This is a genomic window from Alterinioella sp. (assembly GCF_058343375.1).
Map to the genome: position 1 here is coordinate 25,296 of NZ_JBTUJH010000069.1, position 16,627 is coordinate 41,922.

Consider the following 16,627-nt stretch of genomic DNA (forward strand, 5'->3'; position numbering starts at 1 on the left):
GCCTCATGTCACCGAAAGCCAAAACCCGACTCTACGTAGAGCATCCGCTTGGGGTGGCGCAAAGGGTTCCTCTGTCGCGGGGTCAGGCGCATTATCTTTTTGCCGTGATGCGGCAGGGCGTCGGCGGGCGCGTGGCGCTGTTTAACGGGTCGGATGGTGAATGGCAGGCCGAGATCGTCGCGGCCGGAAAACGTGGCGGCGTTCTGGAATGCCACGACCAAAGCGCGCCGCAGGCGATGCCGCCGGATCTGTGGCTGATCTTCGCGCCGATCAAGAAGGCCCGCACCGAATTCATCGTGGAGAAGGCCGCCGAAATGGGGGTGGCGCGGGTGCTGCCGGTGCAAACCGATTTCACCAATGCGGACCACATCAGGCAGGATCGGTTGCAGGCCCATGCGGTGGCGGCGGCAGAACAATGCGGCGGGGTCTATGTGCCGCCGGTTGAGGAGCTGCAAAAGCTGGACAGGCTGCTGGCGGGCTGGCCCGAGAATCGCGCCCTGATTTTCTGCGATGAGGAATTGGCGGGCGGGCCCTCGCCGCTTGCGTCGCTATGTGCTGATGGGCGCGGCGAAGGGGGCAGCACGGATCGAAAAGCGGCCATTCTGATCGGCCCGGAGGGTGGGTTTTCTGATGCGGAACGCACCCGGTTGCGGGCCATGCCGCAGGCCGTTGCCATCGCGCTGGGCCCCCGCATCCTGCGCCCCGACACCGCCGCAATTGCCGCGCTGACCCTGTTTCAGATCACGCAGGGCGACTGGTGAGCGGGTTCTTCCGCCCCGAGGCCATGGCGGTCATCCGGCGCTGGCGCGAGGCGCTGATTGCGGTGGCGGTCGGCGCTTTGGGGCTTTGGATCGCGCTGCGCCCCGGTCCTGTCGTTTCCGGGTTCGGCTATGCGCTGGCGGGTTTTGGCGGCATCCTTCTGTTTCTGGCGCTCAGGCGCATCCGGTTTGCGCGCAAGGGTGCCGGTGAGGGGCCGGGCGTGGTGACGCTGGATGAAGGCCGCATTGCCTATCTCGGGCCCTATTATGGCGGCACGCTGGCGGTGCAGGATCTGACCCGGCTGGCCTTGCGCCGGGGCGATGATGGCGGGGTTTTCTGGGTGCTGGCGCATCCCGACGGTGTTCTGGTGATCCCGGCCAATGCGGTCGGGGCCGATGTTCTGTTTGACGCCTTCACCACCTTGCCCGGCCTGAACATGGAGTTTCTGCTGCGCAACCTGAATGCGGCCCGGCCGGGCACGGTCACGCTTTGGTCAACCCAAGATCGCCCGGCCTTGACTTGACTGTCTGGCGGGGTCAGGGATTGGCTCCGAAAACCTCGTTTTTAGCGCCGCGAAAGGCCTTCCCCCATGTCCATTCCCCAATCCGGCGGCGGCCCCGTTGAACGGCACGAGCAACTGGCCGAGTATCTGGCCGATGGCTGCAAGCCGAAATCCGATTGGCGGATCGGCACCGAGCATGAGAAGTTCGGCTATTGCAAGGATACGCTGAAGCCGCTGCCATTTGAGGGCAAACGGTCGATCGTCGCGGTGCTGTCGGGGCTGCGCGACCGCCATGGATGGGCCGAGATCCGCGAAGGCGGGCAACTGATCGGGCTGGAAAAGGACGGCGCAAATGTGTCGCTGGAACCCGGCGGCGCGCTGGAGCTGTCGGGTGCCCCGCTGGAAACCATCCACGAGACCTGTGACGAGGTGAACACCCATCTGCGGGAAGTGAAAGACATCGCCGATGAGATCGGGGTTGGCTTCATCGGTCTGGGCGCGGCCCCGATCTGGACCCATGATGAGATGCCGCTGATGCCCAAGGGCCGCTACAAGCTGATGGATAGCTATATGGGCAAGGTCGGAACCATGGGGCGGGTGATGATGCGGCGCACCTGCACGGTGCAGGTCAATATCGATTTCGCCTCCGAGGCGGACATGGTGCAGAAACTGCGCGTGGCGCTGGCGCTGCAACCGGTGGCCACCGCCCTTTTCGCCAATTCCCCCTTCTTCGAGGGCAAGGTGAATGGCCATAAATCCTGGCGGTCCCGGGTCTGGCGCGATCTGGATCCGGCCCGCACCGGCATGTTGCCCTTCGTGTTCGAGGAGGGCTTCGGGTTCGAGGCCTATGTGCAATACGCGCTGGATGTGCCGATGTATTTCGTTTATCGCGACGGCAAATATATCGACGCCCTGGGCATGTCATTTCGCGATTTCCTGGATGGCAAGCTGCCTGCGCTGCCCGGCGAGATCGCAACGCTGAGCGATTGGGCCGATCACCTGACCACGGCCTTTCCCGAGGCAAGGATCAAGAAATACATGGAGATGCGTGGGGCCGATGGCGGCCCGTGGCGGCGGCTTTGTGCCTTGCCGGCCCTGTGGGTCGGGCTGACCTATGAGCAAAGCGCGCTGGATGCGGCCTGGGATCTGGTCAAGGGCTGGGACGCTGAAACGCGGGAAGCCCTGCGCGTCGCGGCTTCGGTGGATGGTTTGCAGGCCGAGACACATGGCATCAAGATGCAGGATCTGGCCACCCGGGTGGTCGAGATTGCCGAACATGGCCTGGCCACCCGCGCCCGCCCCGGTGCCGGCGGCCTGGTGCCCGATGAAACGCATTTCCTGAACGCGCTGCGCGAAAGCCTGGACACCGGCAAGACCCCCGCCGATGAATTGCTGGAGCTGTATTATGGCGACTGGAACGGCGATCTGACCCGGATCTTTGCCGATTGCAGTTACTGACCCATGAGCCTGAGCCACATCACCTTTATCAGCGCCGATCCGGACCGGATGGAGGAGGTTCTGATCAAGGTGCTGAAGGCGCGCAAGATCTATGACAGCGGGGCCGATGCGTTTTCGCATGCGCCGGAACGGTTCTATGATATCGGCGGTGTCTGGGTCGCGGTGATGCAGGGCGCGGCATTGGCCGAGCGGAGCTATAACCACGTCGCGTTCCGGGTCGATGAGGAGGAGCTGGAGGACCGGCTGGCCGAGATCGCGGCGCTTGGGCTGGAGGTGCTGCCGGGGTGCCCCCGCGTTGCCGGTGAAGGGCATTCGGTCTATTTCTACGGGCCGGATGGGCATCTGATTGAATTGCATTCCGGCACGTTGGCGGAGCGGCTGCACCGGTATCGCGCGGGGCGGTAGATACGGGCCGGTGCGATTGGACGCCCGGGTTTGGATATGAGTATTTTTGCAAAGAAGAAGCCGCAGGGCGGGTGAGCCATGACGGGTTTGCGCCCGGGCGATGCGGTTGCAATTTCAGGCGCGCGGCCCGTTTGGATTTCGGCTCAGGATTTGCCGCCGATCCGGGGTTCCTCGCCACGCATCAGCCGTTTGATATTGGCGTCATGGCGAACAAAGACCAGTGCCGCCAGCAGCGCCGTGACCAGCCCCGCCTGCGGCATCCCCAATATATTGATCCAGACCGGGGCCGTGGCGGCCGCGACCAGCGCCGAAAGCGACGAGATGCGCGATAATGCGGCGGTCACCGCCCAGGTCAGGCAGGCGGCAATTCCCGCGGGCCAGAACAGCACCAGCAATGTGCCAAGGAATGTGGCCACGCCCTTGCCGCCCCTGAACCCCAGAAACACCGGAAAGCAATGCCCCAGGAACGCGGCAAGCGCCGCGATCTGGGCGGCGTCCTCGGCCAGGAACGCCCGCGCCAGCAGCACTGCGATGCCGCCTTTGCCCGCATCCAGCAACAGGGTCAGGAAGGCCGCCGGCCGGTTGCCGGTGCGCAGCACATTGGTGGCCCCGATATTGCCCGACCCGATCTGGCGGATATCGCCAAGCCCGAAGGCGCGCGCGATCATCAACCCGAACGGAACCGAACCGAGCAGAAAGGCGGCCAGCGCGGTCAGGCCCATCAGAGCGGTCGAGGTCTCCAGCGCCGGGATCATGGGGCGGACCTGTCAAAAACCACGGTGCCGCCGACAATGGTCAGCGATACCCGACCCTCCATCCGCATGCCGTCAAACGGTGTGTTCTTGGATTTCGAGCGCAATGTGGAACGGTCCATCACGAAGGGCGCGTCGGGATCGAACAGCACCAGATCGGCCGGGGCACCCACGGCCAGCCGACCGGCGGGCAGGCCGAGCCTGCGGGCCGGGTTGAGCGCCATGGCCCGAAAGAGCTGTGGCAGGGTCAGGTGCCCGGCATGATACAGGCGTAGCGCGGCGGGCAGCAGCGTTTCCAGCGCCACGGCACCCGATGCGGCAACCTCATAGGGCAGGCGTTTGCTTTCCTCATCCTGCGGTGTGTGCATCGAGGAGATGATGTCGATCAGTCCATCGCGGACCGCCTCGACCATGGCCATGCGGTCATCCTCGGCGCGCAAAGGCGGCTTGACCTTGAAGAAGGTGCGGTAATCGCCGACGTCAAATTCGTTCAGCGTCAGGTGATGGATCGAGATCCCGGCGGTGACATCAAGCCCGGCCTGTTTGGCGCGGGCCAGTGCGGGCAGGGCGGCGGCGGTGGTGATCTGATCGGCATGATAGCGCGCCTGCGTCATCTCGACCAGCGCAAGGTCTCGTTCCAACCCCATCCGCTCGGCCATCGGGGACACGGCGGGCAGGCCCCGCAGCGAGGCGAATTTTCCGGATGTGACGGCGGCCCCGGCGGACAGGTCCGGGTCTTGCGGATGGGCGATGATCAGGGCCCCGAAACTGCGGGCATAGGTCATGGCGCGGGCCAGCACCTTTGGGTCGCGCAGGACATGGTCGCAATCGGTGAAGGCGGCGGCCCCGGCATCCAGCAGAAACCCGATCTCGGTCATTTCGCGCCCCGCGCGCGCCTTGGTCAGCGCCGCCATCGGCAACATGTGCACCTTCGCCACCTCGGCCCCGCGGCGTTTGACGAATTCGAGCACTTCGGGCGTGTCCAGCGCTGGCGTGGTATCGGGGCGGGTGACCATGGTGGTGACACCGCCCGCCGCCGCCGCCAGCCCGGCAGTGCGGATGCTTTCCTTGTGCCGTTCGCCGGGTTCACAGGTCTTGACGCCGATGTCGATGATACCGGGGGCCAGCGCCTGTCCGGCGCAATCAATGCGGCTGGTGGCCCCCTCTGGCGCGGGCGGGCTGCCCGCGCCCAGAGCGGCGATCTGGCCCTCGCGGATCAGGCACCAGCCGGGGCTGTCCGTGCCGGCATCGGGATCAATCAGGCGGGCGTTTTCCAGCAGGGTGGCGATCATCCATAAGGCTCCTCGAGCTGGTGCCTGGCGGCCTCGATCTCGGCCATGACACGGGGGCGGTCGGCCATGTATTTCATCAGATGCTTGTCGCCGCCGCGGGTGACGATCTGCACCGCGCTGCCAAGGCTGCGCAGCTTGGCGATATCGGCCAGCCTTATATGGCGGTTCGCGGGGCCGGAAATATCGGTGTCGGTCAGCACCCATTCGGCATTGGCCTCGTCCGAGGCCAGATAAAAGCCGCGCACCGCCACGGCAAAGAGCCCGCCCACGGCCCCGGTCCAGATATCGGGGTTGTCCATGATCCACAGCACGCCCATGCCAAGCGCCATGGCGAAGGCGGCGATCCAGGCATGTTCGCGCCAATAGGTGGCGCGGTCGGCGCGGAAGGTGATGGGTTCAGACATGGGCCGCGGCCTCCCGTTCAGCGCGCAAATTCTGCGCCAGCAGATCCATCGCCGCCATGCGCACGGCGACGCCCATCTCGACCTGCTCCTGAATGACCGAACGGTTGATGTCATCGGCCAGGGTGCCGTCGATCTCGACGCCGCGGTTCATCGGACCGGGATGCATCACGATGGCATCATCCTTGGCATGGCCGAGCTTTTCCGCGTCCAGCCCGTAGCGGTGGTAATATTCGCGTTCAGACGGGATAAATCCGCCATCCATGCGTTCGCGTTGCAGGCGCAGCATCATCACCACGTCAGAGCCTTGCAGCCCTTTGCGCATGTCATCATAAACCTCGACCCCCCAATCGGCGACGCCTGCGGGCATCAGCGTCGGCGGGCCGATCAGCTTGACCCGGTTTTCCATCTTGCCGAGCAGCAGGATGTTGGAGCGCGCCACGCGGCTATGGGCGATGTCGCCGCAAATGGCGATATTCAGGCGGTGCAACCGGCCCTTGGCGCGGCGGATGGTCAGCGCATCGAGCAGCGCTTGGGTGGGGTGTTCATGGCGCCCGTCGCCGGCATTCAGCACCGCGCAGGTCACCTTTTCCGCCAACAGGTTGACCGCGCCGGAATGCGGGTGGCGCACGACCAGCAGATCGGGATGCATCGCGTTCAGCGTCAGCGCGGTATCAATCAGGGTCTCGCCCTTTTTCACGCTGCTGGTCTGCATGCCCATGTTCATCACATCGGCCCCGAGCCGCTTGCCCGCGATCTCGAAACTGGCCTGGGTGCGGGTCGAGTTTTCGAAAAACATGTTGATCTGGGTCAGCCCCGCCAGCGCGGTGGAACTTTTGGCGGCGCTGCGTTCCATCTCGGCGTAGCGGTCGGCGAGGTCCAGAATGGTGGTGATTTCGGCGGGGTCCAGCGGCTCGATGCCCAGAAGGTGACGTTGGGAAAATGTCATGGCCGCACTCCGAACCGGTTTCAGCGCTTATAGGAACAAGGCGGGGGGCCGACAAGATGGCTCTGGCATGTCCCCCATTGTCCTTGCCTGCAACCGGGCCTAGCTTGGGCGGCATGGACCCTGCGCTTGATTTTCATCACCTGAAGGCCCTGCTGGAATGGCAGGTCGAACTTGGTGCCGATGAGGCCATCGGGGACGCACCCGTCAATCGCTATGATCTGCCCGAGAAAGCCCCGGTTGCAGCCCCCGTGGCGGCGGCGCGGGCACCTGCGGAAAAGGCGGAGATCGACCCGGTGGTGGCGGCCCGGCAGGCCGCGACGCGGGCAGGCAACCTGACCGCCCTGCAGGACGAGATGGAAGCGTTCGGCCATTGTGATCTGCGCCTGGGGGCCCGAAACCTGGTCTTCGCTGACGGCAACCCGGGCGCGCGCGTGATGATCATCGGCGAGGCACCGGGGCGGGACGAAGATCGCGAAGGGCGGCCTTTTGTGGGGCGGGCCGGGCAATTGCTGGACCGGATGTTTGACGCCATCGGCATGGGCCGCGCCCATCCTGACGCCGCGCGGGCGCTTTATATCACCAATATCCTGCCCTGGCGCCCGCCGCAAAACCGCGACCCGACCGAGGCGGAAATGAACATGATGGTGCCTTTCGTGAAACGCCATATCGAACTGGCCGCGCCCGAACTGGTGGTGCTGATGGGCAATATCGCCTGTCAGGCGCTGATCGGTCGGCGCGGCATCACCCGGCTGCGCGGCAATTGGGCCGAGGTGCAGGGCCGCCCGGCGCTGCCGATGGTTCATCCCGCCGGGCTGTTGCGCAATCCGATCATGAAGCGCGAGGCCTGGGCCGATCTGCTGGCGCTGAAGGCGCGGCTGGAGGGGTGATGCGCATTCTGGCTTTTTCCGATCTGCACCACGCCCGCGCCCGCGCCGCCGATATCGTGGCGGCAAGCGCCGATGCCGATCTGGTCATCGGGGCGGGGGATTTCTGCAATATGCGGCAGGATCTGGCGGGTGCGATGGCGCTGCTGGCCGGGATCACCGCGCCGATGGTCGTGGTGCCGGGCAATGCCGAAAGCGCCGAGGAGCTGCGCGCGGCGGTGTCGGGCGATGTGACCGTGCTGCACGGCCAGAGCGTGACAATTGACGCGATCACCCTGTTCGGCCTGGGCTATGGCGTGCCGGAAACGCCCTTTGGTGCGTGGTCATGCGACCTGAACGAGGCTATGGCGGCGGCGATGCTTGCCCCTTGCGCCGCCGCCGACATCCTGATCACCCATTCGCCGCCCAAAGGGGTGGGCGATGTGACATCGGCGGGTCTTTCGGTCGGCTCGACCGCCATCCGGGATGCCATTCTGCGCATCCAGCCCCAATTGGCGCTTTGCGGGCATATCCATGACAGTTGGGGCGTGGAAGGCCGGATCGGGACCACGCGCGCCCTTAATCTGGGCCCTGCCGTGCACTGGTTCGAGGTGACCGCGTGAAGGCGTTGCCGGCCCTTGCCGTGATCGCCGCGTATCCGGATCTGGCATCCTGCCCGATCGGGTGGCGGAAACGAAGGTTGCGGCAGGCTATGAGCGGCGGGTGCAAAGCCATCTGCGACCTTTCCCCCGATGCCGGTTTCCTGCTGAATTTCGTAAACAGCGAAGACGGCCGCAGCTGGCTGACCCGAACGCTGGCCACCCCGCGCCTGCCCGTTGCTGCCCCGCGTTTTTTAGATAGGGCCGCCGCAGGTTCCTGATTTTGGCGCTTTGGCCACGCGCACCGCTAGAAAGACCGCACCGCCATGACACGTCTGAACCCGAACCGTGATTTCATCCCCGTCCGCATTGCCGTGCTGGCGGTGTCCGATACGCGCAGCCTGGCGCAGGATAAATCGGGCGACCTGTTGCAGGCCCGGATCGAGGGCGCGGGCCATATTCTGGCCGGTCGCATGATGCTGCGCGATGAACGCACTGACATTGCCGATCAGCTGCGCGTCTGGTGCGCCGACCCCGAGATTGACGTGATCATCACCACCGGCGGCACCGGGCTGACCGGCCGCGATGTGACGGTCGAGGCGCATCGCGATGTCTATGAAAAGGAAATCGAGGCCTTTGCCACGGTATTCACCATGATTTCCTACCAGAAAATCGGCACTTCGGCGGTGCAGTCGCGCGCCACCGGCGGTGTTGCCAACGGCACCTATCTGTTTGCCCTGCCCGGCAGCAGCGGGGCCTGCAAGGATGCCTGGGACGAGATTTTGCAATGGCAGCTCGATTATCGGCACATGCCGTGCAATTTTGTCGAGATCTTTCCGCGTCTGGATGAACATAAGCGGCGCAAGTAGCGCGCTCGTGCAAGCTTTACTTGGCCCGGTTGCGGCTTGGCCCTATCTATAGCGTGAACCGGTTGCCAAAGGTCTGTGGCCCTATGCGTTTTTTCCGTCGTTCCCTTACGGGGCTGTTTCTTATCTCACTGACGGTCGCGCTGCTGGCAGTGGCCGGGAATTCCGTGTGGACGGCGCTGCAATCGCGCTGGGATGCTGCGGGCCATCCGGGCCAGGTGCGCGAACGGGTATTCACGGCCGAACTGCGGCGGCTGGAACCGGTCGATACCGTGCCCATCCTGACCGCCTTTGGCGAGATCCGGTCGCGCCGATCGCTGGAATTGCGCGCCCCCGCGGCGGGCACGGTTCTGGAACTGGCCGAGGGGTTTGAGGATGGCGGCGCGGTGACGGCGGGCCAATTGCTGTTGCGCATTGACCCGGCGGAGGCGATGTCTGCCCGCGATGTGGCGGCGGCCGACCTGCGCGAGGCCGAGGGCAATCTGCGCGAGGCCGAGGCTGCGGTCATCCTGGCGCGCGAGGATGTCGCCGGTGCCCGGGCGCAGGCCGATCTGCGGGCCCGCGCGATGGCGCGTCAGCGCGACCTGCTGGAACGCGGCGTGGGATCGGCGGCGTCGCTGGAAACCGCCGAACTGGCCGCTGCCAGCGCCAATCAGGCGGTGCTGTCGCGCCGTCAGGCCCTGGCGCAGGCCATGGCGCGGCTGGATCAGACCGGCACCATGGTGGAGCGCCGCCAGATCAGCCTGGCCGAGGCTGAACGGGTGCTGGCGGAGACCGAATTGCGCGCCGAATTTGCCGGCGTTCTGGCCGATGTCGCGGTGGTGCAGGGCCGCCTTGTCAACCGCAATGAACAGGTGGCGCGCCTGATTGATGCCGACGCGCTGGAGGTCTCATTCCGCGTCTCGACCGCGCAATATGCCCGGCTGCTGGCCGCGGATGGCAGCTTGCCGCAAGCCGATGTCACGGTGGTGCTGGATGTGCTGGGCCTCGATCTGACCGCGCCTGCCCGCCTGACCCGCGAAAGCGGCGCGGTGCGGGAGGGGCAATCGGGGCGGCTGCTCTATGCCGAGATGCTGGAAACGCGCGGCTTTCGGGTTGGCGATTTCGTGACTGTTGAATTGCAGGAACCCGAACTGCAATCGGTGGCCCTGTTGCCCGCCACCGCGCTGGATGCCGAAAACCGGGTGCTGGTATTGGGCGAAGATGACCGGTTGGAGGAGGCGCAGGTGACGCTGTTGCGCCGTCAGGGCGACAATGTGATCATCCGCGCGCCACCGCTTTACGGGCGCGAGATTGTGACCGTGCGGTCACCGGTTCTGGGGGCGGGCATCCGGGTCAATCCCTTGCGTCCCGACACCGCTGACACCGCTGACACCGCGCCCGAAGACCCTGGGGCCGAGGACCCCGCAACCATCGCGCTGGACCCGGATCGCCGCGCCCGCCTGATTGCCTTTGTCGAGGGCAACAGTTTCATCCCCGAAGATGTCCGGGCACGGATGCTGCGGCAACTCAATGAGGATCAAGTGCCGTCGCGCATTGTCACCCGGATCGAAAGCCGGATGGGCGGATGAGGCGGCTGCCCGACAAAGCGGGCGGCGTGCTGTCCTATTTCACCCGGCACCGGACCGCAGCCAACCTGTTGCTGGTTGTGCTGATCGTGGCCGGGCTGGTGACCTTCCCGCGGATGCGGGCGCAGTTTTTCCCCGATGTCGTGGTTGATAGTATCAGCGTCTCGGTGGCCTGGACCGGGGCCGGGGCCGAAGATGTGGATCGGGCGATTGTCGCGGTGCTGGAGCCGGCGCTGTTATCGGTTGAAGGCGTGTCCGAGAGCAGCGCCACATCGCGCGAGGGGCGGGCCTCGATCCGGCTGGAGTTCGAGCCGGGTTGGGACATGGGCCGCGCCGCCGATGATGTGCAGGTGGCGGTCGATGCCGTCACCACCCTGCCCGAGGATGCCGAAGATCCCGTGGTGCGGCGCGGCGTCTGGCGTGACCGGGTCACCGATGTGGTGATCACCGGCCCGGTGGGTGTCGATCAACTGGGCCGGTTCGCCGATGAATTTGTCGCCCGCCTGTTCGATGCCGGTGTGACGCGGACCACGATACGCGGCGTCGCGGCCCCCGAGGTTATGGTCGAGGTGCCCTCGGCGGCGCTGATCCAGCATGACATCACCATGGCCGGCATCGCGCAGGCGATCGCGGCCGAGGTCGATACCGCCCCCGCAGGCGATGTCACCGGGGCCAATGCGCGGGTGCGCACCGGTGTGGCGCGGCGCAGCGCAGTTGATATCGCGGGCATCGCCCTGCGCAACAATGAGGACGGATCGGCGTTGACCATCGGCGATGTGGCCGTGGTGCGTGAGGCCGGAATCGACCGCAGGCGGGCCTATTTCGTGGGCGAGCAAAGCGCCATTTCGATCCGGGTGGACCGGTCTGACCGGGGCGACGCCATCGGCATTCAGAATGCGGTCGAGGAGGTCGCGGCGGCGTTGCAGCTGACCTTGCCCGAAGGGGTCTCGGTCGATCTGATCCGCACCCGCGCCGCATCTATCCAGGGGCGGTTGGACCTGCTGTTGGACAATGGGTTGATGGGGCTTGGGCTGGTGGTGTTGCTGCTGTTCCTGTTCCTCAATGCGCGCATTGCCTTTTGGGTGGCGGCGGGCATTCCGGTGGCGATGCTGGCGGCGATTTCGCTGATGTATGTGGCCGGGCTGACGATCAACATGGTCTCGCTTTTTGCTCTGATCATCACACTTGGTATTGTCGTCGATGACGCCATCGTGGTCGGCGAACATGCCGATTTTCGGGCCAGGCGATTGGGCGAAAGCCCGGTCGAGGCGGCAGAAAACGCCGCCCGCCGCATGGCCGCGCCGGTTTTCGCGGCCAGCATCACCACGGTGCTGGCCTTTGCCGGGCTTGTTGCCATTGGCGGGCGGTTTGGTGAACTGATTGCCGATATCCCCTTTACCGTGATCATCGTGCTGATCGCGAGCCTTGTGGAATGCTTTCTGATCCTGCCCAATCATATGGCCCATGCGCTGGCCCATTCGGGCCGCAACCATTGGTATGACTGGCCGTCGCGGGTGGTCAATATCGGGTTCACCTGGCTGCGCGACACGATCTTTCGGCGCTTTATCAAGCTGGTGATCTGGGCCCGCTACCCGGTGCTGGCGGCTGTCATCATGGTGCTGGCCAGCCAGATTGCGGTGTTTGTGCGCGGCGATGTGACCTGGCGGTTCTTCAACGCGCCCGAACAAAGCAGCATCTCGGGCAATTTTGCGATGCTGGAGGGCGCAGACCGGGCCGACAGTCTGGCGATGATGCGCGAGATGCAGCGCGCCACGGCCGCTGTTGCCGCGCGCTATGAGGAAGAATACGGCCTGAACCCGCTGGAATATGTGCTGGCCGAGATCGGCGGCTCTACCGGCCGCGGGCTGGCGGTTGCCGAAAACAAGGATGGCGATCTTCTGGGCTCTATCGCGATCGAGCTGATCGACCCCGATCTGCGCCCCTATTCCAGTTTTCAGTTTGTTGCCGATTTGCAGGATGAGGTGGTCAATCATCCCTTGGCCGAGGCCGTCAGTTTTCGCGGCCATCGTGGCGGGCCCGGTGGCGATTCGCTGGATGTGCAGCTTTTCGGGGCCGAAGCGGAAGTGCTGAAAGATGCCGCGATGGCGATTCAGGCCGCGCTGCGCGCCTTTCCCGAGGTTTCGGCGCTGGAGGACAGCCTGGCCTATGACCGCGATGAGATGATCCTTGAGCTGACACCGCAGGGCCAGGCGCTCGGGTTCGATATCGGGTCACTCGGGCGGGTGCTGCGCAACCGCCTGAACGGGATCGAGGCCGCAACCTTCCCGTCGGGGGTGCGCACCGCCACGATCCGGGTGGAATTGCCGGCTGGCGAGCTGACCGCCGATTTCATGGACCGGACGCTGCTGCGGGCGGAATCGGGTGAATATGTGCCGCTGGCCGATCTGGTCTCGGTCACGTCCCGATCGGGGTTTTCGACGATCCGGCGGGAAAACGGGCTGCGTCTGGTCTCGGTGACGGGCGATATATCCGAAGATGACCCGGCCCGGGCCGAGGCGGTGATGACCGAACTGCGCGATGTGATCCTGCCGCAGGTGGAGGCCGATTTCGGGGTCGGCACCCGGTTGGCCGGGCTGGCGGAGCAGGAGAATGAGTTTCTGAGCGATGCGCTGCTCGGCTTTGCGCTTACCCTGATCGGAATCTATCTGGTGCTGGCCTGGATCTTTGCCAGCTGGACCCGGCCGCTTGTGGTCATGGCGATCATTCCCTTTGGCCTGATCGGCACCATTTACGGGCATAATTCCTGGGGCGTGCCGTTGAGCATGTTTACAGTGGTGGGGCTGATCGGGATGACCGGGATCATCATCAATGATTCCATCGTGCTGGTCACGACGGTGGATGACTATGCCACCGATCGCGGGCTGGTGCCGGCGATCATTGATGCCACCACCGACAGGTTGCGGCCGGTTCTGCTGACAACGCTGACCACGGTTCTGGGCCTGTCGCCGCTGCTCTATGAATCCTCAAGCCAGGCGCAGTTTCTGAAACCCACGGTGATCACGCTGGTTTACGGGCTGGGCTTCGGGTTGGTGGTGGTGTTGCTGGTGGTGCCGTCGATCATTGCGATGCAGCAGGATATTGGCCGCCAGATACTGGCCTTTCGGCGCGCCATGGCCGCGGCGGCGCGGGCACCGGTGATGCTGGCGGGGGTCGGGCTGGCGGGGCTGGTTGTCGCGGCGCTGTTTGTGGCGACGATCGGGGCGGCTCTGGTCAGCGGCGGGATCTATGCGCCCCTGGCGGGGATGTTGCCTGCAATGCCGGAAGGGATGAGCGGCGCGTTTCTGACCTTTGCCGGCGGGGCTGCGGCGATCTGTCTGGCGGTCTGGCTGATCGGGTTGGCCTTGCATGGCGTGGTCAATCTGCGGCGGGTCTGAAGCGCAGGCCGAAAAGTGGGGACCGGTTTTCGGAATGCCTTGCGCGGCAGATAAGAGCGCGAGCCGAAAAGTGGGGGCTGGTTTTGGACTATGTGGGCAGCCCTTCAAGCCGTCATAGCGACGGGCTGGATTATCTGCGCGTTCGGATTATCAGCCCCGGCAGCCAAGGATGTCGATGGCGGTGCCGTCGCCGATAACGGTCATGCGCAGTGTTGAGCGGTTCATTGCAAAGGGCCCGGCATCGGCGGGGATGATATCGGCGGTGGCGGTCAATGTGCCACCGGACCGGGTGGCTTCGGCCTCGGACACCCAGGTGCCTTCGTCGGGCAGTTCAAACACCACGACTTCGGTGGCACCCTGGCGCGCAACCGGGATGCGGGCCAGGACGCGCATGCCATCGGCGATCGGGGTCAAACGGCAGGTCACGGTGCCGACGCCGGCCTCGGCTGCTGTCAGCGGCCGGTCAGCGAGGGACGCGGTAATGCGCGGGTCGGGGCTGCCGCCCGGTTGCAGCGTGCCGCGAAAATCGAGTGAAACAGGAAGGCAGACATCCAGACAGGCCCCGATCGACATGGTGCCGCGAATGCGCAATTCACCCTGCCCGGGTGCCAGATTGACCTGCAGCGGCAGCAGCACCTGGTCGTAATAGCCGATCGAGCGATAGCCGCTGGTATAAAAGATGTCGGGCACCGGCCAGAACAGTTGCACGCCCTGCAGGCCGCGCCGGGGGCGCATTTGCAGCTGTGGCGGGATGCCGGCCGAGCCGGGCGAGCGCCAATAGGTCTTCCAGCCGGGGGCCAGACGGATCAGGAGCCCGGCCATATGGGTGCCGTCATCGCGCCGCCAGCCGGGCAGAAGCTCCAGCTGAACGATGTCGGACAGATCGCGGCCGCCGGTCTGGGCGTCGGCGGGCAGCGGGGACAGGGCCAGAATGGCAGCGATGAGCGGGAGCAACAGGTAGGATCGGATCATGATCCCGGATTAGGAGGTGACGCGGCCAAAGGAAAGTCACGTTTTGGCGAACTGTTGCCGGGCGTGGCGATGGAGTTACCTTGCGCGGCGCGGGATTTGCGCACATCCTTGTGGCAAGACAGAGAACCGGAGAGGCCATGAGCACAAATTTCACCGGCCAGTTGCTGATCGCGATGCCGGGAATGGGCGACCCGCGCTTTGCGGGAGCCGTGGTGTTTTTGTGCGAGCATTCCGAGACCGGCACGATGGGGCTGATCATCAACAAGCCGGTGACCGAGTTGAGCTTTGCCGAAATGATCGGGCAATTGGGGATCGAGGCCGTGCGCCCGCCTTTGATACCTGTCCTGTTTGGCGGGCCGGTCGAGACCGGGCGCGGCTTTGTGTTGCACAGCGACGATTACGGTTCCCCCGAAACCACGCTGGTCGTGCCGGGTGGCTTTGCCATGACCGCGACGCTGGATGTGTTGGAGGATCTGGCACATGGCGGCGGGCCGACCCGCGCGATGATGGCGCTTGGCTATGCCGGATGGGGAGCCGGGCAGTTGGAGGATGAGATCGGCAGGAATGGCTGGCTGACCTGCGAGGCCCGGGCCGAGATTGTTTTTGGCAGCGACATGGATGCAAAATGGGAGGCGGCGCTGGGTGTGCTGGGGGTGTCGCCGCTGATGCTGTCGGGCGATGCCGGGCGGGCGTGAACGGCTGTGCGGCGACCGGCTGTGCGATCGGGCTCGGGCCCCCGTGCCGGGAGCCTTCGCCCGACCGCTTGGGAGATCCTCTCCCAAACCCTCTGAGGTATTTTTCCAAGATGAATGAGGCGATTGTGGCGCTTGAGCGCGGTCAGCCGCGCGGCGCGGCGGCGCGGCGCAGGCGGTCATTGATGGCACGGCCCAGGCCGGTATCAGGCACCGGGGCGACATGGATTTCGGTGACCCCCCTGGCGCGGGCCATGGCGTCGGCCTGATGCAGGATGCGAAACAGGTTGGTGGCGGCTTCGACCAGATCGCCAGTTGGGCTCAGCGTCAGATCGGGGCCGGGGCCGGCAAAGCCGATGCGGATCGCGGTGGGGTCGCTGAGGTCGGAATTCATCACCAGGGCGGCGGCGGGGGCGTAATGGCTGGAGAGCTGGCCGGGGGCTGCGATCTTGCCGGGGGTGGTGTCGGTCTGGACCGGACCGCAGAGGCCTGCATAGGCTTCGGGCGGCAGGCCGCCTTCGCGCAGCAGGCGGGTGCCATTTGGGCCGGGAGCAACGATGGTGGATTCGAGACCGACCGGGCAGGGCCCGGCATCGAGCACGGCGGCGATTTTTCCGCCAAGCCCGGCATGGACATGGGCGGCGGTGGTTGCGGTGATCCGGCCTGACGGGTTGGCCGACGGGGCCGCGACAGGGCCGCCGAAGGCCTCGAGCACCGCCTGCATCACTGGATGGTCGGGGACCCGCAGCGCCACGGTGTCGAGCCCTGCCGTGACCAGCGCTGACAGGCCGTGGCCGGGTTTGAGCGGCAGCACCAGGGTCAGGGGTCCGGGCCAGAACGCGGCGGCCAATGCCTGCGCATCACCGGGAAACTCGGCAATCTCCTGGGCTGCGGCCAGAGAGGGCAGATGCACGATGAGCGGGTTGAAACGTGGCCGCCCCTTGGCCTCGAATATCCGGGCGCAGGCCAGATCGCTGCGGGCGTCGCCGGCCAGGCCGTAGACGGTCTCGGTCGGCAAGGCGACGAGCTGGCCCTCGCTCAGCAGGGCGGCGGCCTGGGCGATGCCCGCGGCGTCAGGGAGCAGGGTTTTGGTCTGGTGAAGGGCCATGATGGACGCTACGTTTCTGTTGATCGGAGCTGCGCGCCGGTCATAA

General features: G+C 65.5%; 16 protein-coding genes. 10 read left to right on the plus strand and 6 right to left on the minus strand.

Annotated elements, in window-relative coordinates; translation table 11 throughout:
* The first annotated feature begins 5 nt into the window (after positions 1–5).
* The 4 genes from ACW8PS_RS09995 (at position 6) to fosX (ending at position 3,124) form a co-directional block, all read left to right on the plus strand.
* Complete coding sequence (locus tag ACW8PS_RS09995; RefSeq protein ID WP_491527241.1) at positions 6–761, plus strand: 16S rRNA (uracil(1498)-N(3))-methyltransferase; 756 nt, start codon at positions 6–8, stop codon at positions 759–761.
* Entirely contained in the window at positions 758–1,282 is a 525-nt protein-coding gene (locus ACW8PS_RS10000; RefSeq protein ID WP_491527242.1) for a hypothetical protein, read from the plus strand. The genes ACW8PS_RS09995 and ACW8PS_RS10000 overlap by 4 nt, the downstream gene beginning before the upstream one ends.
* A 66-nt stretch (positions 1,283–1,348) precedes the next feature.
* The gene (locus ACW8PS_RS10005) at positions 1,349–2,719 is read left to right on the plus strand and encodes a glutamate--cysteine ligase (RefSeq protein ID WP_491527243.1); all 1,371 of its coding nucleotides are present in this window, start codon (positions 1,349–1,351) and stop codon (positions 2,717–2,719) included.
* A gap of 3 nt (positions 2,720–2,722) precedes the next feature.
* A complete protein-coding gene (gene fosX / locus ACW8PS_RS10010) occupies positions 2,723–3,124 on the plus strand; it encodes a FosX/FosE/FosI family fosfomycin resistance hydrolase (RefSeq protein WP_491527244.1) in 402 nt (133 codons plus the stop codon).
* A gap of 143 nt (positions 3,125–3,267) precedes the next feature.
* On the opposite strand, the gene plsY is transcribed toward fosX, so the two are convergent.
* From plsY to ACW8PS_RS10030, 4 genes are read right to left on the minus strand one after another with little or no spacing between them, the layout of a single operon-like run.
* Positions 3,268–3,876, minus strand: coding sequence for a glycerol-3-phosphate 1-O-acyltransferase PlsY (gene plsY / locus ACW8PS_RS10015; protein ID WP_491527310.1), 609 nt, complete (start codon positions 3,874–3,876; stop codon positions 3,268–3,270).
* Positions 3,876–5,168, minus strand: a complete 1,293-nt coding sequence (gene pyrC, locus ACW8PS_RS10020; protein WP_491527245.1) for a dihydroorotase — start codon at positions 5,166–5,168, stop codon at positions 3,876–3,878. The genes plsY and pyrC overlap by 1 nt, the downstream gene beginning before the upstream one ends.
* Positions 5,165–5,572 carry a hypothetical protein gene (locus ACW8PS_RS10025; RefSeq protein ID WP_491527246.1) on the minus strand — a complete coding sequence of 136 codons (408 nt, stop codon included), beginning with the start codon at positions 5,570–5,572 and terminating at the stop codon, positions 5,165–5,167. Before ACW8PS_RS10025 ends, pyrC begins: the two co-directional genes overlap by 4 nt.
* Positions 5,565–6,518: an aspartate carbamoyltransferase catalytic subunit gene (locus ACW8PS_RS10030; RefSeq protein WP_491527247.1), complete on the minus strand. Its 954-nt coding sequence runs from the start codon at positions 6,516–6,518 to the stop codon at positions 5,565–5,567. The genes ACW8PS_RS10025 and ACW8PS_RS10030 overlap by 8 nt, the downstream gene beginning before the upstream one ends.
* Before the next feature lie 113 nt (positions 6,519–6,631).
* Between ACW8PS_RS10030 and ACW8PS_RS10035 the strand changes: the two genes are divergently transcribed.
* The 5 genes from ACW8PS_RS10035 (at position 6,632) to ACW8PS_RS10055 (ending at position 13,809) form a co-directional block, all read left to right on the plus strand.
* A complete protein-coding gene (locus ACW8PS_RS10035; protein ID WP_491527248.1) occupies positions 6,632–7,405 on the plus strand; it encodes a uracil-DNA glycosylase in 774 nt (257 codons plus the stop codon).
* Entirely contained in the window at positions 7,405–8,004 is a 600-nt protein-coding gene (locus ACW8PS_RS10040) for a metallophosphoesterase family protein (RefSeq protein ID WP_491527249.1), read from the plus strand. The genes ACW8PS_RS10035 and ACW8PS_RS10040 overlap by 1 nt, the downstream gene beginning before the upstream one ends.
* 302 nt (positions 8,005–8,306) lie before the next feature.
* Entirely contained in the window at positions 8,307–8,849 is a 543-nt protein-coding gene (gene moaB / locus ACW8PS_RS10045; RefSeq protein WP_491527250.1) for a molybdenum cofactor biosynthesis protein B, read from the plus strand.
* Positions 8,850–8,932: 83 nt separating this feature from the next.
* Positions 8,933–10,417, plus strand: a complete 1,485-nt coding sequence (locus tag ACW8PS_RS10050) for an efflux RND transporter periplasmic adaptor subunit (protein WP_491527251.1) — start codon at positions 8,933–8,935, stop codon at positions 10,415–10,417.
* Complete coding sequence (locus tag ACW8PS_RS10055; protein WP_491527252.1) at positions 10,414–13,809, plus strand: efflux RND transporter permease subunit; 3,396 nt, start codon at positions 10,414–10,416, stop codon at positions 13,807–13,809. The genes ACW8PS_RS10050 and ACW8PS_RS10055 overlap by 4 nt, the downstream gene beginning before the upstream one ends.
* 150 nt (positions 13,810–13,959) lie before the next feature.
* On the opposite strand, the gene ACW8PS_RS10060 is transcribed toward ACW8PS_RS10055, so the two are convergent.
* Positions 13,960–14,781, minus strand: a complete 822-nt coding sequence (locus ACW8PS_RS10060) for a protein-disulfide reductase DsbD domain-containing protein (protein ID WP_491527253.1) — start codon at positions 14,779–14,781, stop codon at positions 13,960–13,962.
* Positions 14,782–14,918: 137 nt separating this feature from the next.
* Between ACW8PS_RS10060 and ACW8PS_RS10065 the strand changes: the two genes are divergently transcribed.
* Positions 14,919–15,476, plus strand: a complete 558-nt coding sequence (locus tag ACW8PS_RS10065; protein ID WP_491527254.1) for a YqgE/AlgH family protein — start codon at positions 14,919–14,921, stop codon at positions 15,474–15,476.
* A gap of 142 nt (positions 15,477–15,618) precedes the next feature.
* Here ACW8PS_RS10065 and ACW8PS_RS10070 read toward each other — a convergent pair whose 3' ends face one another.
* Positions 15,619–16,581, minus strand: a complete 963-nt coding sequence (locus ACW8PS_RS10070; protein WP_491527255.1) for an L-threonylcarbamoyladenylate synthase — start codon at positions 16,579–16,581, stop codon at positions 15,619–15,621.
* Positions 16,582–16,627: the final 46 nt, after the last annotated feature.